The sequence below is a fragment of the Streptomyces sp. NPDC008086 genome (assembly GCF_042957325.1).
Lineage (GTDB): Bacteria > Actinomycetota > Actinomycetes > Streptomycetales > Streptomycetaceae > Streptomyces.
This window is the reverse complement of record NZ_JBIBIA010000003.1, coordinates 586,353-605,990: the sequence shown is the minus strand read 5'-3', so window position 1 is coordinate 605,990 and position 19,638 is coordinate 586,353. Positions and strand designations below refer to the sequence as shown.

Genomic DNA, 19,638 nt, shown 5'->3' with positions numbered 1-19,638 from the left:
CGAGACGGCGGGGCCGTCAGGGCGCGGTCCGGGCTCATTCCTCGCTGAGCTGCCAGAACAGCCGATTCTCTACACATTTCGTCAGATACGGAACGCCGTCGGTGTGACCGGAGCCGTGCGCATCGCCGAGCATGCGCACGGCAAGGCTGCGGTGGGTCGACTTCCAGCGCTGGTGCCGGGCTTCCAGCCTGCCGAGCGCCGAGTCGAGCAGATTCCACTCGGCCTGGCCGAACGCGCCCGCGCGGCGGAGGTCGAGATAAGCCTGAGTGACAGTGTCATGGGCTGCGCTCTCCGCCTCGTCCCGCACGGCCGGCACATTCGTGAAGGCGGCCGAGTGCAAGCGAGGGGCGGGCGGAACACCGCACAGAATCTCGAACTTCTTGTACTGCTCGGACTGAATGGCGCTGGCCCCCTGGGTGAATTGCCGGAAGACGGAGAATTGCTCGGCCCGCATCGTGGCGGTGATCCGGAACAGTGCCGCCGCACGCTCGAAAATTGCGGTCGCGTGATCGACGAGCTCCACACTCGCTGTCAATTTCCCGTCACGCAGTGCTCCGACTGCTTTCCGTATGTCCCTGGCGATTTCGGTGAAGAGCATTTCGTGGGTCTGCAGGACGCGGATGAAGAAGTATTCGTCGTGCAGCACGTACACGGGTTGGACGGTGACGTCGAACCACCGACCGGCGTCCGTCGCGGGTGGCCTGGGCAACCGGTCGACGAGGTCCTGCGGGTCGGCGGCGTCCGGTCCGCCGAGGTCGTCGGCCACGAACCGCAGGGCATGACGCAGCCGCTTGCGCAGCGTCGCCGGATCCGGACGACCCCGGCAAGGGGGCTCGGACGACCCGCCCGCCGTCTCCGTCTCGAATCGTATGGCGTCGGACACGAGCAAAGTGGACAACCGGTCGGGACTCACCTCGGAGTGCTGGTCGTCCAAGAGGAGTTCCAGGAGCGGCAGCGCGAGGTAGGTCCGGTTCCAATAGCGCCCCTCGTGTTTGTCCAGCAGGCAGTCCAGAAATGCGTCGAGAAAGGAGCAATGCATGGCATGTCGGCTTCGAATGTCGCTCAACTCGGTCAGTATGCGCTCCGACAGGAAATGCTTCCCGATCTGCCGAACATGTTCTGTGACGACGCGGGCCATGGAGATTCCGTCGAAACGGTGCCCTGAGTTCATTGTCGCTGATCTCCGTCCGTGTTGTCGTGCGGTGCCGGGATCCACTAGGCATGATCGAAGGTCCGCACGTCATGTCTCGAACATTCGTGTCTTGACAGGAGGCGCGGCCTAGGCTGACGTCCATGACGGAGCCGACGATCACTCAACTCCAGCCCATGCCCGAGGACTGGCGGCGCGCCCTCGCCGTCGTCGCGCACCCGGACGACCTCGAGTACGGCTGCTCGGCGGCGATCGCCGCCTGGACCGACGCGGGCCGCGAGGTCACCTATGTCCTGGCGACCCGCGGAGAGGCCGGGATAGACACGCTGGAACCCGCGCAGTGCGGCCCGCTGCGGGAACGCGAGCAGCGGGCCAGCGCCGCCGTGGTCGGGGTGTCGGCGGTGGAGTTCCTCGATCACAAGGACGGCGTGATCGAGTACGGCCTCGCGCTGCGCCGCGACATCGCCGCCGCGATCCGCCGGCACCGGCCCGAGCTGGTGATCACGCTCAACCACCGGGACACCTGGGGCGGCGTCGCTTGGAACACCCCGGACCATGTGGCCGTCGGCCGAGCCACGCTGGACGCGGCCGGCGACGCGGGCAACCGCTGGATCTTCCCGGAGCTGGCCGACCAGGGCCTGGAACCGTGGAACGGCGTCCGCTGGGTCGCGGTGGCCGGCTCCAGCACGCCCACGCACGCGGTGGAGGCGACGGCGGGTCTGGAGCGCGGGGTGCGCTCGCTGCTCGAACACCGCACCTACATCGAGGTGTTGACCGACGAGGATCCGGAGACGTACGCCCGAAACTTCCTCACCGGGAACGCCGCGGCGACGGGGGAGCGGTTCGGCGGGAAGCCGGCCGTGGCGTTCGAACTGTTCAGCCGGTGAGCGACGGTGACGTGCGTCCTGGCCGACCCCGAGCGCCTCGCCACCCTTGATCTGCCGGAGCACGCCGGGTGAGTCAGGCAGAGGGAGGGGCGGTCGCCGCGCAGGACCGCCTTCGGTGTCTCATCTGTTCCGTATGCTGAACGGTATGCAAGATCAGATGTTCGACCGGGCCGACCTGCGCGGCGACTGCGCCAGCTGCTTCGGACTGTGCTGTGTGGCCCTGCCCTTCGCCGCCTCCGCCGACTTCGCGGTCGACAAGGCGGCCGGGAAGCCCTGCCACAACCTGCGCGACGACCACCGGTGCGGCATCCACGACCGGCTCCGGCAGACCGGTTTCACCGGCTGCACCGTCTACGACTGCTTCGGCGCCGGCCAGAAGGTCGCGCAGGTCACCTTCGGCGGCCAGGACTGGCGCACGGGCTCCCGGGAGCACGCCCGGCGGATGTTCGACGTCTTCCCGGTCGTCCGCCAGCTGCACGAACTGCTCTGGTACCTCACCGAGGCCCTCACCCTGCCCGCCGCCCGCCCCCTCCACGCCGACCTGCGCCGGATCCTGGACCGGACCGAGGAACTCACGCGGCAGACCCCGGAGGAGCTCGCGGCGCTGGACGTCGCCGCGCACCGCCAGGACGTCAACGTCCTCCTGCTCAAGGCCAGCGAACTGGCCCGGGCCGGATTCGGCGGCCGCAAGAGGAACCGCCGGGGCGCCGACCTGATGGGTGCCCGGCTGAGGCGTGCCGACCTGCGCGGCGCGAACCTGCGCGGTGCCTACCTCATCGCCGCCGACCTCACCGGCGCCGACCTGCGCGGGGCGGACCTCATCGGCGCCGACCTGCGCGACACCGACCTCACGGACGCCGACCTGACGGGCGCCTTCTTCCTGACCCAGCCCCAGCTGAACGCGGCCCGCGGCAGCGCGGGCACCCGGCTGCCCCGCTCAGTCGGCCGACCGGTGCACTGGACAGCGGACGTCTGACGCCGCGCCGTCGGCCGTGCCGGTCGGGACAGGCGCCGCAGGGGCCGCGCCGGGCGCCCGCCGCTCCAGACGCAGCCGCAGTCCCTCCGGCATCAGCGTCAGCCGCTCCGTCACCCGCAGCCGATAGCCCGGGTCGCTCCCGAACTCGTACCGGCGCAGCAGCAGACCCAGCACCAGCGTGGCCTCGTGCAGCGCGAACTGGCGCCCGATGCAGGCCCGCGCCCCCGTCCCGAACGGCTTGAAGGTGTGCGGCGGACGCGTCCGTACGGCCTGCGGTTCGAATCGGTCCGGATCGAACCGCTCGGCGTCCGCGCCCCACACCCCGGGATCACGGTGCAGCATCGCCGTGAGCACGAGCGCCCAGGCGCCGCGCCGCATCGGATGGACGCCGCCGAGTTCGGTGTCCTCGCGGGCTTCCCGGGCGAAGGCCGGCGCGGTCGGCCACAGCCGCAGCGACTCGTCGAGGATCCGGCGCACATATCGCAGCCGCGCCACCTGGTCGTAGCCGGGCGTCGCCGTGGCGCCCCAGACACGGTCGACCTCGGCGCGGGCGCGCTCGGCGACCTCGGGGTGCCGGGAGAGGTAGTGCAGGGCGAAGGAGAGCGCGCCCGAGGTGGTCTCGTGGCCGGCCACCAGGAAGGTGATCACCTGCCGGCGGACGTTCTCGGGGGACAGGCGCTCCCCGGTCTCGGGGTGGGCCGTCTCCAGCATCCGGTCCAGCAGGTCACCGCCCCCGCCGCCGCTCGCCGTACGGGCGCGGACCAGGTCGTCGACCGTCCGGTTGAGATGGGCGATGTCGTCCTGGTTGCGCCGCGCGGCGCGCCGGAGCAGGAGCGGCGTCGGCACGGTGTTGAGGCGCTGGGCGTAGGTGAGCGTGCCGATCATCGCCGTCACGAAGGGGTGCGGACGCGATCGTTCGAAGGAGCCGAAGTCATGGCCGAACCCGGTGCGCGCGATGGTCTCCAGGGTCAGTTTGGTCATGTCGCCGGGTACGTCCACGTCCCGGCCCGACACGACCGCGCGGTCCCAGTGGTCCATGAGCCGGTCGGCCACGGCCAGCATCATCGGGTGGTAGCCCGCCATGGCCTCCCGGCTGAACCCCGGCGCCAGGACGTCGTGCGCCAACTGCCAGTTGGGCTCGTGGTTGTACGCCGTGAACAGCCCGTCCCCGACCACCGGCCGCAGATTGGCTATGCCGAGCCCCACGTGCTTGGCGAACCGTGCCTCGTCCGCCATGTCGGCGGCGAGCTCGGCGCCCCACACGAACACGAACTCCCGGTTGAAGGCCTTGCGCCGGAAGATCGGCCCCAACTGCCGGGCGTACCGCAGGGAGTCCTGGAGCGGCGTACGTCTGCCGGCGCCGAGCACATCGCCGAGCAGCGGGACCCGGTGCGGGGGATGCGGGATGCGGGACAGTTCGGGCCAGCCCTGCTCGGCGCCGCGGAATCCCTTCGGGAGTCCGGATCCGGTCGTTGCCTCCGCCATGACGCGATCTCCCTTGATCCAGCGACACGTTGAGCTCGTTGTACGTGGGTTCAATAACGCGTTTCAGTCTGGTCCCGCTGTTGAATCCACGTCAAGTAAAGTGCGGGCATGGCCGCGGACCAGGGTGAGCGCACACGTCGCCGGCTCAGCACCGAGGAGCGCCGTGAGCAGCTCCTCGCCGTCGGGGCGCGGCTGTTCTCGGAGCGCCCGTACGACGAGGTGTGGATCGAGCAGGTCGCCGAGATCGCCGGCGTCTCACGCGGGCTGCTCTACCACTACTTCCCGACGAAGCGCGACTTCTTCGCGGCCGTCGTCGAGCGCGAGAGCGAGCGCATGCTGCGGATGACGGCCGCCGTGCCCGGCGTCCCGGTCCGCGAGCAGCTCGCGGCGGGGCTCGACACCTACCTGGAGTACGTCGAGGCCCACGCCCACGGCTACCGCGCCTTCCATCGCGCCGACGCGGCCGGCGACCAGGCCGTGCGCAAGGTCTACCAACAGGCCCTGGCGCGACAGGAGAAGCAGATCCTCGCGGCGATGGCGGCGGACCCCGAGTTCGGCCCGGTCTTCGAGGGGCGGTCCGACGTCCGGCTCGCGGTACGGGGCTGGCTGGCGTTCACCACCGCCGTCTGCCTGGAGTGGCTGCGCGGCTCGGACCTCTCCCGGGAGCAGGTGCGCGATCTGTGCGCCCGCGCCCTGCTGGGTGTCATCACGCCCTGAGCGCCGGGCGCCGGGAAAGACCTCGTACGGGAAGGGCGTGGCTGGTTGGCGTGCGGCTCGATCTTCGATAGGTTAGGCAAGGCTTACCTAAGGAGGAATGGGATGGGTGACAGCCAGGCCTGGGCGGCAGCACCTTCCGCGGCGGAACGCGCCCGGTCGGTGCTCGCCGGTGCGTGGTCCTGCGGGGTGACCGCGGAGAGCTGCCGGGAGGAACTCGTCGGCGCGCACACGGTGACCGAGGGCGGCGCCGTCCTGCTGGAGGTGCCGGAGGGCAGCGCGCTCGTCACGGCGGCGATCTGCGCGCCCCGCGGAGAGCCGTCCGCCGTCCTGGAGTTCGCCGACGTCGCCCCCGTGCCCGTGCGCAGGCGGATCCGCACCCGGCTCTGGATGTCCGGCTGGTTCACCCCCGAGGACGGCAAACTCGCCTTCCGGGCGACCCGCGTGGTGCTGCGGCAGCCGTCCGGAGCCGTGGTCGTCGGCCTCGACGAGTTCGCCGCCGCCGCGCCCGACCCGCTGGCCACCGCCGAGGCCCGGCTGCTCACCCACCTCGCCGACTGCCACCCGGACGCCGTCGAGCGCCTCACCCGCCTCGTCGACTCCGACAGCCTGCACGGCGCCGTCCGCGTCCAGCCCCTCGCCGTCGACCGGCACGGACTGACCCTGCGCATCGAGCGCGCCCGCTCCGACGGCGACGTGCGACTGCCGTTCCACCGGCCCGCCGACGACGTCGCGCAGCTCACCGAACGCATGCACGTCCTGCTCGCCCAGGCCAGCGCCGCCTCGTGCCCGCGGGCCCTACAGCGGCAGCGCACAGACGGCGACGGGTGACGCGAACGGCTCGCCCGCTAGCCGCAGTTCACCGCTCTTGTCGTCGACGAGGAAGACGCTCACGGTGCTCGACCGCTGGTTCGCGGCGAACAGCAGCGCGCCGTCCGGCGAGAGGGTGATCTGCCGGGGGAAGTCCCCGGAAACCGGCACCGTGTCGAGCAGCCTGAGCCGGCCGCCCTTCGCCTCCACCGCGTAGCGCGCGAGGCTGTTGTGGCCCCGGTTGGCGAGATAGGCGAACCTGCCGTTCGGCGTCACCACGATCTGCGCCGGGTAGCTGGTGCCGGGACCCGTGCCCGTCTCCTGCTCCTCGCCGATGGTCACCCGGCCCGTGTCGGGGTCGTACCCGCAGACCGCGACGGTGTTGTCGACCTCGTTGGCCAGGTACGCGTACCGGCCGCCCGGGTGGAAGGTGAGATGACGCGGGCCCGCGCCCGGCTTCGTCCGCGCCCGCGCGACCTCGGTGAGCGTGCCGGCCTTCTGGTCGAGGCGGTAGGTGTACACCGTGTCCGTGCCCAGGTCGACGGCGATGACATGGCCGCCGTCGGGGCTGGTGATGATCTGGTGGGCGTGCGGGCCGTCCTGGCCGGGGCCGGGCGCCGGACTGGAGTGCGTGACCAGGTCGGTGCGCTCGCCGAGCGCGCCCGAGGCGTCGATCGGGTGCACCGCCACGCTGCCCGTGCCGTAGTTGGCGCTCAGCAGCCAGCGTCCGCCCGGATGCACCGACAGATGGCAGGGCGCCGCCCCGCCGGTGCTCCGGCTCCCCAGAATCTCGCGGTCGGCGAGCCGCACGGCGGTCACGGCGCCGTCCTCCCGCTCGTCGACCGCGTACAGCGTCCGGCCGTCCGGGTGCAGGGCCAGATACGACGGGTCGGGGACGTCCGTGATCGTGCCGGTGCCGGTGACGCGCCCCGTGTCCGGTTCGTACGTGGCGAGCCCGATGCCCTTGCCGCCGCCCTCGGCCGAGGTGTACGTGCCGAGGTAGAGCCGGCGCGGGCCGGACGGGGCACGGCTCTCGGACTGCGCGCTCGGACGGGTCCCGGGCGTCGTCGCCTCGGGGGCCGCCGTGTCGGCGGTGTCCTGCGGCGCGGGCGCGTCGTCGCACCCCGTGGCCGCGGGGAGGGTCACACCCGCGGCCGATCCCGCCAGGGTGCCGACGAAACGGCGCCTGCTCAGCCCACCACTGCCCATGTCCACACCTCAGGTCGTCGGTCGTCGTGGTCGCGACAGCAACCTTGGCGTGGATCACCCGCCGAACGCAAGAAGAGCAACGCACGTTGCGCACAGTGCAATATGACGGGGACTCCAAGGGGAGCGCCAAGCGGCGCTCCGTACGGCGAACCGAGCCTCTCGTGCCGCCTACCAGTCCCCGTCCTGAACCGGCTTGCCCGGCGGGTCCTTCAGCGGCTTCACCTGGCCCGGCGTCGGTGCCTGCCACGGCTCGTGATCATCGCCGAGCCAGTCACCGACCGGCTTCACCGCCTCCAGCGTGTCCGTCGGGGCGAGATCCTCCGCGTCCTGGTCGTAGTAGTCGAACCAGGGCAGCCCCGCCCGGGTGTACGCGGCCCGGTCCACCGGCGACGGCGGGGGAGCCTCACCGGTGATACGGCGCCACTCCGGGGGCGTCACCAGATGGACGAAGACCCGTCCGGCGGGGGCGTCGGCCCAGTCCGACAGCGGCCGGTCGTCCTCGTAGACCTCCTGGCGCATCGAACCGCCCACGCCCAGGCCCATCGCCGCGGCCGCCCGGCGCGCCGGAGCGGCGGCGGGGGCCGGGACCGCGCCCGGCGCGGGCGGCGCGGCCATGGGCATCGCGGCGCCGTAGCCGCCGAACTGCGGCATCGCCCGCGCCTGCTCCGCCCGGCGCCGCTCCTCCTCGCGCCACCGCTCCAGCAGCGGCTCGCGCAGCGCGAAGGACTGCAGCTGTACGCCGCCCCAGACCTCCTCGCCGGTGACCTGGCCCTCCACGGTCGCGCCCAGCCCGAGCGGCACCGCGACGAACTGGCGAACCGTGCCCTTCCCGGAGTTGATGCCGTCCAGCCAAGGCTGGCGGGGCAACACGACGTAGTTCTGCGGCTTGCGGGCGAGCCGGTCGCTCCACGGCTTCCCCGACACCGCGCACACCTTGCCCACGCCGACCTGCAGGGCGGCCGGCTCGGTCGTGCCCCCGAAGCTCAGCCACATCGCCTCGCGCAGGTAGACCGGCAGCATCACACCGCCGCGCGCCCGCCACGCCTCGGGAACCGTGTCCGCGTAGTCCGCCACCCTCCGGACCGGGAACTCGCCGAGCCCCGGCGGCAGCGGATGCGTGCCCTTCTCCGGCAGCCGCAGCGTGCGGATGAACCGCACCGCCACACCGCCCGGCAGCCGCAGTGTGTTTCCGTCGATCCGCACGGTGGACTCAGCCATCGGCCCGCTCCTCGCTCCCGGCGCCGGCCCCGTCCCGGCGCTCCCTCACGAAGAACGTCCACCGATCCCCGTACGGTTCCACAGCTGCTCCTGAACACCCATGCGCTCGCGCAGCCGGGTCAGGCGCGGCATCCGGGCCCGCTGTTCCTGCGAGACGCGGTCCAGTTCCTCCAGGAGCCGGCGCGAACGGTGCTCGGTGTCCATCTCGTCGAGGATGCGGTTGACCTCCGTGAGCACGGCGCCGAGCAGCTGCCAGTGCCCCTCCTCGCGCTCGGCCTCCTCGCGCAGCAGCAGGGCGAGCTTGTCGCGGGTGCCCCCCGCCGTGCGCAACTCGGCGGCGAGCCGGGACTCGGCCGCGTCGGCGTTGCTGCTGACGTGCGTGGTGACCAGCACCGAGAAGCTGACCACCGCGTCGGCGATCTCGGACAGCAACTGCTCCAGGACCGCGCCCGTCTCCTTCGCGAACAGCGGCTCGGGTTCACGTTCCTTCGCGAGGTCGGTCAGGGTGCGCGCGAGCACCCGCAGGACGACCGTGCAGATCTCCAGCGTGTCCAGCCCGGTGCGCAGCACCACCCGGTGCAGCAGGCTGTCGCGCACGCGCGGGTTGAGCCGGAGGCTGTCCTCGGCCTGGCGGAGCGCCGCGTCCACCTCGACGATGTCGTGGTCCAGCCGGCGCGCCTCGTGCAGCCGGGCCGCGGCCTGCTCGAACGCGGTGCGACCGGCGGCCTCCTCGCCGATGCGCAGCATCAACTGCCGCACCCGGCGGGCCAGTCCCTCCAGCGACTCACCGGCCTCCTCCACCCACACCGGCGGCGCGAGCAGCAGATTGAAGCCGAGCCCGACCACCGCGCCGATCAGCGTCTCCACGACCCGCGCCCAGGCGGTGTCCCCGACGGTCGTGACCCCGAGGACCAGCATGGCGCTGATCGCCACTTCGGGCACGTACTCGTTCACCCGCACCAGATGACCGACCGCCAGCGAGGCCACGATCAGCAGGGCGAGGCTCCACCAGGTCAGACCGACCAGGAGGCTGAAGGCGATGGCCACCAGGACGCCGGCCACCACGGAGTTCACGCGGCGGATGCCGTTGGTGAGCGTGGCGTAGAAGGTGACCTGGACGACCAGCAGCGCGGTCAGGGGCGCGGTCAGCGGCGCGGCCTCGGGGCTCAGGCGCAGCGCGATGACGTAGGCGATCGTCGCCGCCGCCGCCGAACGCAGCGTCTGGACCACCACGGGATCCCGGCGCAGCTTCGCCAGCCGCTCCCGGAGCGGCGTCCCCTCACGTGCCTCTCGCATCCTCGGCCTGTTCCCCTTCCATCCACAGATGCTTCCCACACCCCGCTTGCGGAACGTGACGGTCCGCAAGGACCCCCAGAGTGATCGCAGCGGCCGTGGTACGGCAAGGGGCCGGGCTGGTGATCGTCGACACCCGCGCGACGCCGGGCCGGGCGCCCGACCAGGGCCGGGGCTGAGGAAAACCCCCGCGGCCACCCCGTGGTTGTCCGCACCCGGATGCGGAGGACCACCGGATGGTCCCCGCCCGCCCGGGACGCAAGCCTTGGATCATGAATCGGCATCTCACCGGATCAGTGCTGACCCTGTTCATCATCCTCGCCGCCCTGACGACCGGCATCCCGGCCACGGCGGCACCGCCCGCACCCACGGTCGTCGAGGCACTCGACCGCGCCGCCCACCCGCTGCGAACCGTCGAACCGGGCGGCGACACCGCCGACCTGCGCCCCGTGGACCGGATGATCGGCGACGCGCGGGTCGTCGGCCTGGGGGAGGCCACGCACAGTTCGCACGAGTTCTTCGCGCTCAAGGCCCGCGTCTTCCGGCATCTCGTCGCGGAGAAGGGCTTCCGCACCTTCGCCCTGGAGGCCCCCTGGAGCACCGGTCTGCGGCTGGACGCCTATGTGCTCCACGGTGCGGGCGACCCCCGGCGCATCATGCGCGAGGAGTTCCAACGGGACTTCCTGTGGTGGAACAACACGGACTATCTGCGGCTCGTCGAGTGGATGCGCGCGTACAACGTCCGCCACCCCGACGACCCCGTCCGCCTCCTGGGCGACGACATCGCCTGGAGCGGCCCCGAGCTGTACGACGCGGTCGAGGACCACGTGGCAGACGCCCACCCCGGGCTGAGCGCCCGGCTCACCGAGCTCTACCGCGGTCTGGAGGGCCACCGTGCCGACCGGCACGTACATCGAGGAGTACCTGAAGCTGCCGTACGCCGAACGCAGGGAGCGCGCGGCGCGCACGGGCGAGGCGCTGCGGCTGCTCCGGCGGACGGCGCCCGGCGGCGACCGCGCGGCGCACGCCTGGGCCATCCGGCAGGCGACGGTGATCGACCAGACCGCCCGGCAGTACGCCTTCGACCTGGAGGACCCCGCCGGGATCGCCGCGGCCATGCGATACCGCGACGAGACCATGGCGGCCAACGTGGTGTGGTGGCAGCGGCACACCGGCACCAGGGTGCTGCTGTCGGCGCACAACAACCACGTCGGCTACGTCCCGGCGGAACCCGCCGAGAACCCCGAGGTCCAGGGCGCGTTCCTGCGCGACAGCCTCGGCGCGGACTATGTCGCCGTCGGCCTGACCTTCGGCCGGGGCTCGTTCAACGCCACAGGACCGGACGACGACGTCGTCCGCCGCTGGACGCTGGGCCCCGCGGGCCCGGACGGCAACGAGCGGACCCTGGACCGGGTCCGCCACCGCGACTACGTACTCGACCTGCGGTCCATCGGCGCACCGGCCCGCGAGTGGCTCCGCCGCGCCCGGCCGACGCGCAGTATCGGCACCGCCTACCCGGACGGACCGCACGACATCGCGCTCGCCCGCAGCTACGACGTACTGATCCATCTGCACCAGGTGCGGGCGGCGCGGCTGCGGGACCGGTAGGCGCCCGTCAGACGTACAGCCTGTCGAGGAAGGCGGACAGATTGCCCGTCGCGCGGGCGATCTGCTCCTCCAGCGTCAGACTCTCCTCGAAGCGGGCCCCGGAGTCCGGGACCTTCCTGCCGCGCAGGTAGAGGGAGCACGCGAGGTCGGTGCACATGTACAGGCCGACCGAATTGCCCTCACGCCCGGCGGGGCCCGCCTTGCGCGCGGTCATCAGGGAGACGCCGCCGCCCCGATGGGTCGTCAGACACAGGGAGCACATACTGCGGTGCAGGAAGCCGCGCTGCGAGGACGGGAAGCGCAGGGTGACGCCCACCGCGCGCCCCTCCCGCTCCGTCACCAGATAGCTGCGATCGGGCGCTCCCGGATCCCGCCAGCCCAGGAAGTCGAGGTCGTCCCACGGGCGTTCGCCGAGGTCACGGGGGAGGGAGAGCCGCTTGGCCTCGCCCTTGGAGCAGTTGATGAAGGAGTCGCGGATGTCCTTGTCGGTGAGCGGCCTCATGGGTGGGCTCCTGAATGTGTCGATCCGGCAAACCTAGAGCATCTAGGTTCATGGCTGGGTCAGGAAGGATGGCAGGAGCGAGGAACGTGCGCCAGTGAATTACGGCGCCGCCGGCTCCGGCGGCCACGCCCCGGGTGCGAGCACGCCCTTCGCATAGGCCCGGGCCACCAACTCCGTACGGTTCGCCGCGCCCCACCGAGCCGACAGGCGCCGCAGGTGGTAGTTCACGCCGTCCACCGTCAGCCCTGTCTCCCGCGCGGCCCGCGCCGTCGTGGCGCCCCCGGCGAGGAGGGCCAGCACGCGGGCCTCGATCGGCGCCACCTTCGCGGGCCTGTCCTCGGGTGCCTCGGGTGCCTTGCGTTCGCCGAGGACGCGCAGCATCACCAGCAGCGTCGGAGTCTCCTCCACCGTGTCGCTCACCGGGTCCGCCGTGAGTTCGCCGTACCGCTCCGCACCGCCGGGCGCCTGCCAGCGCACCGACACCTGGTACCGCGAGCGGTGCCGCAACCGCAACGCCTCGGCGATCCGCTCCACCTGGGTCGCCTCCTGCGGCCGGAACAGCTCCAGCACGTCCAGGCCGCGCAGTCGCCCCGGCGTCGTACCGCACTCCGCCGCCATCGCCGGATTGGTCAGCAGCACGGCGCCGTACACATCACAGACCGCGATCGGCACCGAGACGCGGTCGAAGACCATCAGAGCGCGGTTGCGCCACACCACGGCCTCCGGGTGCAGCCAGTCCACGAGCACCTCCTCCTTCTCGGGGCAAGAGCGACGTATGTCCGGGCACTACACAATCATGTAGTGCAGGGGCGCGGACGGCCGGCGGCCGTCGATCACGCTTGATCGCAGGAACCCCGTACCGCGAAAGGCAGTTGTCGCGCCATGCCCCCCACCGCGTCACACCCGCAGACCACGGACACCCTTCCCGGCGTCCCCGTCGTCGACATCACCTCCGTCGGCCCCGGCGGCACCCCGATCCAGCAGGCCATGGCGCTGATGCGGGAGCACGGGCCGGTGTTCGTGCGGCGGCTGTACGGGCGGGACACGCTGTTCGTGGGCGATCTGGACCTGGTGGCCGAGCTCGCCGACGAGCAGCGGTTCGCCAAGCACATCGGGCCCGGCCTGGAGAACGTCCGCGAGTTCGCCGCCGACGGACTGTTCACCGCGTACAACGACGAGCCCAACTGGGCCAAGGCGCACGACATCCTGATGCCCGCCTTCGCGCTCGGCTCGATGCGCACCTACCACCCGGTGATGCTGAAGGTGGCCCGTCGGCTCATCGAGTCCTGGGACCGCGACGCCCGCGCCGGACGGCCGGTGAACGTCCCCGACGACATGACCCGGATGACCCTGGACACCATCGGGCTCGCCGGGTTCGGCTACGACTTCGGCTCCTTCGAGCGGCCCGAGCCGCACCCCTTCGTCGAGTCGATGGTCCGCTGCCTGGAGTGGAGCATGACCCGGCTCGCCCGGGTGCCCGGCCGGGACTACTCGGCAGCCGACGCCGCCTTCCGCACCGACGCCGCCTACCTCGCCCAGGTGGTCGACGACGTCATCGCCGCCCGCACCGGCACCGACCAGAGCGCCGCCGAGGACCTCCTCGGCCTGATGCTCACCGCCGGGCATCCCGCCGACGGCACCACCCTCGACACCGCCAACATCCGCAACCAGGTCATCACCTTCCTGATCGCCGGCCACGAGACCACCTCCGGCGCGATGTCCTTCGCCCTGTACTACCTGGCCAAGCACCCGACCGCGCTCCAGCTCGTGCGGCGCGAGGTCGACGAGCTGTGGGGCGACCAGGCCGACCCCGAGCCGACGTACGACGAGGTCGGGAAGCTGGCGTACACCCGCCAGGTCCTCAACGAGGCGCTCAGGCTGTGGCCCACGGCAGCCGTGTTCTCCCGGCAGGCCCGCGAGGACACCCTGCTCGGCGGCCACATCCCGCTGCGCGCTGGACAGGGCGCCCTGGTGCTCACGCCGATGCTGCACCGGCAGCCGGTCTGGGGCGACAACCCCGAGCTGTTCGACCCCTCGCGCTTCACGCCGGAGGCGGAGGAAACCCGGTCCGTGCACGCCTTCAAGCCCTTCGGAACCGGTGAACGGGCCTGCATCGGGCGGCAGTTCGCGCTGCACGAGGCGACCATGCTGCTCGCGATGCTCGTCCACCGCTACCGGCTGCGCGACCACGCCGACTACCACCTCACGGTCAAGGAGACCCTCACCCTCAAGCCCGAGGGCTTCACCCTCACCCTGACCCCGCGCACCACCGCCGACCGCGCACACACCCCGCTGCCGGGCGCCGCCCCCGCCACCGCGCGGGCCGAGTCCGACACGGCCGGGCTTCCCGCCCGCGTCCGCGCCGCCACCAGCGTCCTGTTCCTGCACGGCAGCAACTACGGCACCTGCCGCGACTTCGCCGCCCGACTCGCCGACGAGGCCGCCGCGATCGGCTGCGCGACGCAGGTGGCCTCCCTCGACGACTACGCCGGCGGCCTGCCCACGGACCGCCCGGTGGTGATCACCGCGGCCTCCTACAACGGCCGCCCCACCGACGACGCCACCGCCTTCGCCGCCTGGCTGGACGAGGCCCCCGACGCCACGGACGTCACCTACGCCGTCCTCGGCGTCGGCGACCGCAACTGGGCCGCCACCTACCAGCACGTCCCCACCCGCTTCGACGCACGCCTCGCCGACCTCGGCGCCACCCGCCTCGTCGACCGCACGGCCGCCGACGCCTCCGGTGATCTCTCCGGCGCGGTACGGGACTTCACGGCCCGGCTCCGCACGGCCCTGCTGGAGCGGTACGGCGACCCGGACGCCACCGCCCCCGCCGAGCCGACCACGGCGTACGAGGTCCGCACGCTGACCGGAGGCCCGCTGGACGCCCTCGCGGAACGGCACGGACTCGTCCCGATGACGGTCACCGAGGCCCGCGACCTCACCGCCTCGGGCTACGCCCGCCGCAAGCGCTTCGTCCGCGTCGCCCTGCCGGACGGCGTCACCTACCGCACCGCCGACCACCTCACCGTCCTGCCCGCCAACGCCCCCGCCCTGGTCGAGCGGGCCGCCGCCGCGCTCGGCGTCGACCTCGACACACTCCTGGACATCCGCGCCACCCGCCCCCGCCGGGACGGCCTCGCCGTCGACCGGCCGGTGACCGTACGCCAACTCCTCACCCTCCACGTCGAATTGCAGGAGTGCCCCAGCGTCGCCCAGCTCGCCGCCCTCGCCGCCGCCAACCCGTGCCCGCCGGAGCGCACGGCCCTCGCGAACCTGACCGACGACCCCCGCACCCTGGTCGAGGTGATCGAGGACTTCCCGGCTCTGCGCGGCGCCCTGGACTGGCCGCGACTGCTGGAGATCCTCACCCCGCTGCGCCCCCGCCACTACTCCATCTCCTCCTCGCCGGCCGTCGACCCCGGCCACGCGGACCTGATGGTCTCCCTGCTGGAGGCCCCCGCCCGCTCGGGCAAGGGCCGCTACCGGGGCACCGGATCCGGCCACCTCACCGGCATCGAGCCCGGCGACACCGTGTACGCCAGGGTCCAGCCCTGTCGGGAGGCCTTCCGGATCGACGCCGGCACGCCCGTCGTCATGGTCGCCGCGGGCACCGGGCTCGCCCCCTTCCGGGGCGCGATCGCCGACCGTACGGCCGCCCTCGCGACCGGCGCCGAACTCGCCCCCGCCCTGTGCTACTTCGGCTGCGACGCCCCCGACGCCGACTTCCTGCACGCCGACGAACTGCGCGCCGCCGAGGCCGCCGGCGCCGTCTCGCTGCGCCCCGCCTTCAGCGCCGCCCCGCAGGACGGAGTGACCTTTGTCCAGCACCGCATCGTCGCCGAGGCCGACGAGGTCTGGGAACTGCTCGGGGCGGGCGCCCGGGTGTACGTGTGCGGGGACGGTTCGCGGATGGCGCCGGGGGTGCGCGAGGCGTTCCGTACGCTGTACCGGGAGCGCACGCCCGGCGCCGACGACACGGCGGCCGGGCGGTGGCTCGACACACTGATCGCGGACGGCCGGTACGTCGAGGACGTGTACGCGGCCGGCTGATCGACGGCGACCGAAGGGGCGGGGTGGGCGCACGGTGGTGGACTCCTGGGAACGGGCCCGGCAGGTTCTGGACACGGCGGGCATACCGCCGGACCACCTCGCCCACGTCCGCCCGCTGACCGGCGGCACCTACAACACGGTCGAGGAACTCCTCCTCACCGACGGCCGCCGGTACGTGCTGAAGGTGCCGCCCCCGCCCACCGTCCCGGGACTGAGCCACGAGAACCGGCTGCTGGTGTCCGAGGTCGAGTTCTACCGGCGCGCCGCCGAGGCGGACGTGGCCGCGCCACGTGTGGTGGCCGACGGGGACCTGCTGCTCATGACCGCCTGCCCCGGCGACCCCTGGAACGACGAGCTCACCGACACCGAAAGCTCCACCCTGCGCACGGAGTTGGGCCACCAGGTCGCCCGGCTGCACCGGGTGACCGGACCGGCCTTCGGCTACCCCTCCGGCGCCCTCGGCCCGCTCGCCCCCGACTGGCGCACCGCCTTCACCGGGATGCTCGACGCGGTCCTCGACGACGCCCGGCACTACCGGGCCGTGCTGCCCCGCCCCGCCGACGCCGTCGCGGACACCCTCCGGGCCGGCTACGACGCGCTCGACGAGGTCACCGGCCCGTGCCTGGTCCACTTCGACCTGTGGCCGGGCAACATCCTGGTGGACCGGGCGGCGGGGGAGGCCCGGATCGGCGGGCTCATCGACGGCGAGCGCATGTTCTGGGGCGACCCGCTCGCCGACTTCGTCTCCCTGGCACTGCTCGGCGACATCAAGCAGGACGACGCCTTCCTCGCCGGATACCGGGAGGCCGGGGGCCGGGCCCACTTCGACGCCCCGGCCCGCGTCCGCCTGGCCCTCTACCGCTCCTACCTCTACCTGATCATGCTCACGGAGACCGTCCCCCGGGCGGCCGACGCCGCACAGCACCGCTGGGTCCAGGACACGGTCGGCCCGGAGCTGGTGGCCGCACTGGCCGAGATCGAGGACCTCACCTCGTAGCCCGGGTCGTGGTCCACAATGGGAGCGTTCGGGCAGGTGGGGAACAGGGCTGGTCGGGAGGGAGCCGCATGGCGGGGCGGAACGGGCGCACGGTACGGGACCTCAGACGGGGCAACCGTACGGCCGTACTGCAGCGCCTCTACTTCGACGGCCCCCTCAGCCGGTTCGAACTCGGTCCGGCGACCGGACTGAGCTCCGGTTCCATCAGCAACGTCGTCGCCGAGCTGATCGCCGACGGACTGGTCGAGGAGGCCGGCAGCGTCGACTCCGACGGCGGCCGCCCCCGCATCCTGCTGCGCGTCGCCCCCAGCAGCGGCCACATGATCGGTGTCGACGTGGGGGAGACCCGGGTACGGATCGGGCTCTTCGACCTCACCCTCACCGAACTCGCCCGCGCGGAACGGCCGTTGACACCGGCGCGGTACGAGGTCGAGGGCATCGTCGGCCATGTGCGCGACGGCATCGCCGAGGTGCTCTCGGACGCCGGCACCGGACCCGACCGGCTCCTCGGCGTCGGCATCGGCGTCCCCGGGATCGTCGAACACACTCCGGGCCCCGGCGCCGTCGTGCACGGACAGACCATCGGCTGGGACGCCGTACCGCTGGAACAGCTCCTGCGTGCCCGCTCCCCGCTCCCGGACAGCGTCCCGTACTTCATCGACAACGGCGCCCGGACCCTAGGCCAGGCCGAGATGTGGTTCGGCGGCGGACGCGGCGCCCGCAACGCGCTCGTCGTGCTCTTCGGCTCCGGCGTCGGCGCCTGTCTGGTCACCCCCGAGGTGGAGCACGGGCGGGCCGTGGAGTGGGGGCATCTGACGGTACGGGTCCGGGGGCGCCGCTGCCGCTGCGGTGCCCTCGGCTGCCTGGAGGCCTACGCGGGCGCCGAGTCGCTGCTCGCGCGCTGGCACGAGAAGGGCGGGAGCGTGCCGGAGGGCGCCGACGAGGAGACCGCGCTGGCGGCGATGCTGGCCGGCGCGTATCCACCCGAGGGCCGGCCGGCCGACCCGGTGGCGCTCGCCGTGCTGGAGGAGACGGCCGAGTACGTGGGCGCCGGCCTGTCCGACCTGATCAACCTCTTCCAGCCCGAGCGCATCCTGATCGGCGGCTGGGCGGGCCTCCAGCTCGGCGCCCGCTTCCTGCCCGCCGTGCGCCGGTACGCGGCCTCGTACGCCCTGCGGCACCCGGCCCAGAAGGTCACCGTCGACCTGGGCCGGCTCGGTCCGGACGCGGTCACCGTGGGCGCCGCGATCCTGCCGCTCGCCGACTTCTTCGCACGGGGCGGCCGACGCGCCGAACCGGCGTCACAGGCGCCGGGGCCCTGGCTGACCGCTCCCTCGGAGCAGGTGCCGCACTGAGGTTTCGCCCCACGCGGGAGCGGTACTCGCGGTGCCCTTGGACGACGCGCAGGAGGTGCACCATGGCCGACGACCGTCGCGAGGCGCCGGAGCAGAACGACGGGCCGGTACCGCGAGATCTGCCGGACCAGCAGGCGAACGAGGGGGAGGACCCCTGGGAGGTGCCGGTCGAGCCCACCGACGACGCGGGCGAGGACGACGACGTCCCCGACACGGACGAGGCGGGCACCAGCCGGCAGGGCGCGTCCCCGTCGGGCGCGGTCCATCCGGAACATCCGGCACCCGAGGAGCCGCCCGGCTGAGCCGGGGTCAGCCGACCTTGCGCCCCCGCATCGGTTCCGTGGGCGCGCCCTCACCGCGCTGGAGGCCCTGGAGGAACTCCTCCAGCACCTCGGTCGCCGTACGCTCCGGCCGCCAGCCCAGTTCCGTACGGGCCCGTGTGCAGTCCATCAGCGGCAGCCGCAGCACCGCGTCGAAGAGGTGCGGGGAGGCGGGCAGCAGGTGGAGCCCCCACGCGGCGGCGATCGCCGACCGGGCCGCCGGCCGCGGCAGCCGGACCGGACGGGCACCGAGCATCTCGCCCAGCAGCCCCGCGTCGACCGGTGGCTCGGCCGCCAGGTTGAACGCGCCCCGGACGTCGGACTTCACGGCGAGCCGATACGCCGTCGCCGCGTCGTCCGTGTGCAGGGCCTGGACCCGCAGTCCCGGAATGTCCGGCAGGACCGGCAGCAGCTCGGGCCGGGCCAGCGGACCCGGCAGGAACCGGCCCCCGAAGATACGGCGCTGCTCGCTCGCCGACTCCCGCTTGAACAGGAACGCCGGCCGCATCCGCACCACCCGCACCCGGGGATGGGCCCGGTCGAAGGTGTCCAGCGTCCGCTCCAGATAGGCCTTCTCCCGGCAATAGGCGGCGTCGGGCCAGCCGTGTGTCGGCCAGGACTCGTCCACGGCGTGGTCCTTCGGCCCCGGCGAGTACGCGCCGACCGACGACGCGTGCACCAGCGTCGGCACCTTGGCCGCGGCCACCGCCTCGAAGACCCGGATGCCGCCCAGCACGTTCGTCCGCCAGGTCCGCGCGGGGTCGTGCGTCGGCTGGAACGCCCAGGCCAGGTGGACGACGGCGTCGGCGCCCGCGAAGACGCCCGCCAGGTCGGCCTGCTCGGAGCCCAGGTCGACCGCCGCCCAGTCCGTCTTCGGCGGCGACCAGTCGGGGATCCGGCGGGCCAGCCCCAGCACGGAGCCGACCTCCGGATCCTCCGAGAGCAGCCGCACCACACTCGTACCGACATTGCCCGTGGCACCGGTGACCACGATCCTGCGGGCCGCTTCGCTGCTCACCTGCGGCTCCTCCCGAAGAGTGGGGACGTGGAGCGTCCGAGTA

16 protein-coding genes and 1 pseudogene are annotated in these 19,638 nt (G+C 72.7%); 9 read left to right on the top strand and 8 right to left on the bottom strand.

Features of this window, described 5'->3' with window-relative positions; translation table 11 throughout:
• Positions 1–34: 34 nt before the first annotated feature.
• Positions 35–1,138 (bottom strand): tryptophan 2,3-dioxygenase family protein, encoded by a 1,104-nt coding sequence (locus tag ACFZBP_RS12960; protein WP_391412565.1) that lies wholly within the window; start codon positions 1,136–1,138, stop codon positions 35–37.
• 155 nt (positions 1,139–1,293) lie between these two features.
• On the opposite strand from ACFZBP_RS12960, the gene ACFZBP_RS12955 reads away from it, so the two are divergent.
• Both ACFZBP_RS12955 and ACFZBP_RS12950 read left to right on the top strand, forming a co-directional pair.
• Entirely contained in the window at positions 1,294–2,037 is a 744-nt protein-coding gene (locus ACFZBP_RS12955; RefSeq protein WP_391412562.1) for a PIG-L family deacetylase, read from the top strand.
• A 145-nt stretch (positions 2,038–2,182) separates the two neighbouring features.
• Positions 2,183–3,013, top strand: coding sequence for a pentapeptide repeat-containing protein (locus ACFZBP_RS12950; RefSeq protein WP_391412559.1), 831 nt, complete (start codon positions 2,183–2,185; stop codon positions 3,011–3,013).
• On the opposite strand, the gene ACFZBP_RS12945 is transcribed toward ACFZBP_RS12950, so the two are convergent.
• The gene (locus tag ACFZBP_RS12945; protein WP_391412556.1) at positions 2,975–4,498 is read right to left on the bottom strand and encodes a cytochrome P450; all 1,524 of its coding nucleotides are present in this window, start codon (positions 4,496–4,498) and stop codon (positions 2,975–2,977) included. The two genes, ACFZBP_RS12950 and ACFZBP_RS12945, sit on opposite strands and share 39 nt — an antisense overlap.
• Positions 4,499–4,606: 108 nt before the next feature.
• Here ACFZBP_RS12945 and ACFZBP_RS12940 point away from each other — a divergent pair, with 108 nt between their 5' ends.
• Together ACFZBP_RS12940 and ACFZBP_RS12935 are read left to right on the top strand one after the other, a co-directional pair.
• The gene (locus ACFZBP_RS12940; protein ID WP_391412553.1) at positions 4,607–5,215 is read left to right on the top strand and encodes a TetR family transcriptional regulator; all 609 of its coding nucleotides are present in this window, start codon (positions 4,607–4,609) and stop codon (positions 5,213–5,215) included.
• Between the two features lie 102 nt (positions 5,216–5,317).
• Positions 5,318–6,043, top strand: a complete 726-nt coding sequence (locus ACFZBP_RS12935; protein WP_391412550.1) for a DUF2470 domain-containing protein — start codon at positions 5,318–5,320, stop codon at positions 6,041–6,043.
• On the opposite strand, the gene ACFZBP_RS12930 is transcribed toward ACFZBP_RS12935, so the two are convergent.
• From ACFZBP_RS12930 to ACFZBP_RS12920, 3 genes are all read right to left on the bottom strand, one after another.
• Complete coding sequence (locus tag ACFZBP_RS12930; protein ID WP_391412547.1) at positions 6,011–7,231, bottom strand: beta-propeller fold lactonase family protein; 1,221 nt, start codon at positions 7,229–7,231, stop codon at positions 6,011–6,013. The genes ACFZBP_RS12935 and ACFZBP_RS12930 overlap by 33 nt on opposite strands.
• Positions 7,232–7,399: 168 nt before the next feature.
• Positions 7,400–8,449: a hypothetical protein gene (locus ACFZBP_RS12925; protein ID WP_391412544.1), complete on the bottom strand. Its 1,050-nt coding sequence runs from the start codon at positions 8,447–8,449 to the stop codon at positions 7,400–7,402.
• Positions 8,450–8,494: 45 nt separating this feature from the next.
• Positions 8,495–9,745, bottom strand: coding sequence for an aromatic acid exporter family protein (locus ACFZBP_RS12920; protein ID WP_383442696.1), 1,251 nt, complete (start codon positions 9,743–9,745; stop codon positions 8,495–8,497).
• 269 nt (positions 9,746–10,014) lie between these two features.
• Between ACFZBP_RS12920 and ACFZBP_RS12915 the strand changes: the two are divergent.
• Positions 10,015–11,350 (top strand): annotated as a pseudogene (locus tag ACFZBP_RS12915) (erythromycin esterase family protein).
• 7 nt (positions 11,351–11,357) lie between these two features.
• On the opposite strand, the gene ACFZBP_RS12910 reads toward ACFZBP_RS12915, so the two are convergent.
• Both ACFZBP_RS12910 and ACFZBP_RS12905 read right to left on the bottom strand, forming a co-directional pair.
• Positions 11,358–11,852: an FBP domain-containing protein gene (locus ACFZBP_RS12910; protein ID WP_391412540.1), complete on the bottom strand. Its 495-nt coding sequence runs from the start codon at positions 11,850–11,852 to the stop codon at positions 11,358–11,360.
• 99 nt (positions 11,853–11,951) lie between these two features.
• Entirely contained in the window at positions 11,952–12,545 is a 594-nt protein-coding gene (locus ACFZBP_RS12905; protein ID WP_391413025.1) for a PAS domain S-box protein, read from the bottom strand.
• A gap of 189 nt (positions 12,546–12,734) precedes the next feature.
• Between ACFZBP_RS12905 and ACFZBP_RS12900 the strand changes: the two genes are divergently transcribed.
• The 4 genes from ACFZBP_RS12900 to ACFZBP_RS12885 all read left to right on the top strand — a co-directional run bounded on the left by ACFZBP_RS12900 (position 12,735) and on the right by ACFZBP_RS12885 (position 18,559).
• A complete protein-coding gene (locus ACFZBP_RS12900; protein WP_391412537.1) occupies positions 12,735–15,905 on the top strand; it encodes a cytochrome P450 in 3,171 nt (1,056 codons plus the stop codon).
• Positions 15,906–15,939: 34 nt separating this feature from the next.
• Positions 15,940–16,902, top strand: coding sequence for a phosphotransferase (locus tag ACFZBP_RS12895; RefSeq protein ID WP_391412534.1), 963 nt, complete (start codon positions 15,940–15,942; stop codon positions 16,900–16,902).
• A 68-nt stretch (positions 16,903–16,970) separates the two neighbouring features.
• Positions 16,971–18,257, top strand: a complete 1,287-nt coding sequence (locus tag ACFZBP_RS12890) for an ROK family protein (RefSeq protein ID WP_391412532.1) — start codon at positions 16,971–16,973, stop codon at positions 18,255–18,257.
• Positions 18,258–18,319: 62 nt separating this feature from the next.
• Complete coding sequence (locus tag ACFZBP_RS12885) at positions 18,320–18,559, top strand: hypothetical protein (RefSeq protein ID WP_383442714.1); 240 nt, start codon at positions 18,320–18,322, stop codon at positions 18,557–18,559.
• Between the two features lie 7 nt (positions 18,560–18,566).
• On the opposite strand, the gene ACFZBP_RS12880 is transcribed toward ACFZBP_RS12885, so the two are convergent.
• Positions 18,567–19,595, bottom strand: coding sequence for an SDR family oxidoreductase (locus tag ACFZBP_RS12880; RefSeq protein ID WP_383442717.1), 1,029 nt, complete (start codon positions 19,593–19,595; stop codon positions 18,567–18,569).
• Between the last annotated feature and the right edge of the window lie 43 nt (positions 19,596–19,638).

Bases quoted from the DNA above. Each gene is read 5' to 3' on its own strand.
- ACFZBP_RS12900 (WP_391412537.1), top strand. From the start codon at position 12,735: ATGCCCCCCACCGCGTCACACCCGCAGACCACGGACACCCTTCCCGGC.
- ACFZBP_RS12930 (WP_391412547.1), bottom strand. From the start codon at position 7,231: ATGGGCAGTGGTGGGCTGAGCAGGCGCCGTTTCGTCGGCACCCTGGCG.
- ACFZBP_RS12955 (WP_391412562.1), top strand. From the start codon at position 1,294: ATGACGGAGCCGACGATCACTCAACTCCAGCCCATGCCCGAGGACTGG.
- ACFZBP_RS12905 (WP_391413025.1), bottom strand. From the start codon at position 12,545: ATGGTCTTCGACCGCGTCTCGGTGCCGATCGCGGTCTGTGATGTGTAC.
- ACFZBP_RS12945 (WP_391412556.1), bottom strand. From the start codon at position 4,498: ATGGCGGAGGCAACGACCGGATCCGGACTCCCGAAGGGATTCCGCGGC.
- ACFZBP_RS12885 (WP_383442714.1), top strand. From the start codon at position 18,320: ATGGCCGACGACCGTCGCGAGGCGCCGGAGCAGAACGACGGGCCGGTA.
- ACFZBP_RS12960 (WP_391412565.1), bottom strand. From the start codon at position 1,138: ATGGCCCGCGTCGTCACAGAACATGTTCGGCAGATCGGGAAGCATTTC.
- ACFZBP_RS12940 (WP_391412553.1), top strand. From the start codon at position 4,607: ATGGCCGCGGACCAGGGTGAGCGCACACGTCGCCGGCTCAGCACCGAG.
- ACFZBP_RS12950 (WP_391412559.1), top strand. From the start codon at position 2,183: ATGCAAGATCAGATGTTCGACCGGGCCGACCTGCGCGGCGACTGCGCC.
- ACFZBP_RS12920 (WP_383442696.1), bottom strand. From the start codon at position 9,745: ATGCGAGAGGCACGTGAGGGGACGCCGCTCCGGGAGCGGCTGGCGAAG.
- ACFZBP_RS12935 (WP_391412550.1), top strand. From the start codon at position 5,318: ATGGGTGACAGCCAGGCCTGGGCGGCAGCACCTTCCGCGGCGGAACGC.
- ACFZBP_RS12890 (WP_391412532.1), top strand. From the start codon at position 16,971: ATGGCGGGGCGGAACGGGCGCACGGTACGGGACCTCAGACGGGGCAAC.
- ACFZBP_RS12925 (WP_391412544.1), bottom strand. From the start codon at position 8,449: ATGGCTGAGTCCACCGTGCGGATCGACGGAAACACACTGCGGCTGCCG.
- ACFZBP_RS12910 (WP_391412540.1), bottom strand. From the start codon at position 11,852: ATGAGGCCGCTCACCGACAAGGACATCCGCGACTCCTTCATCAACTGC.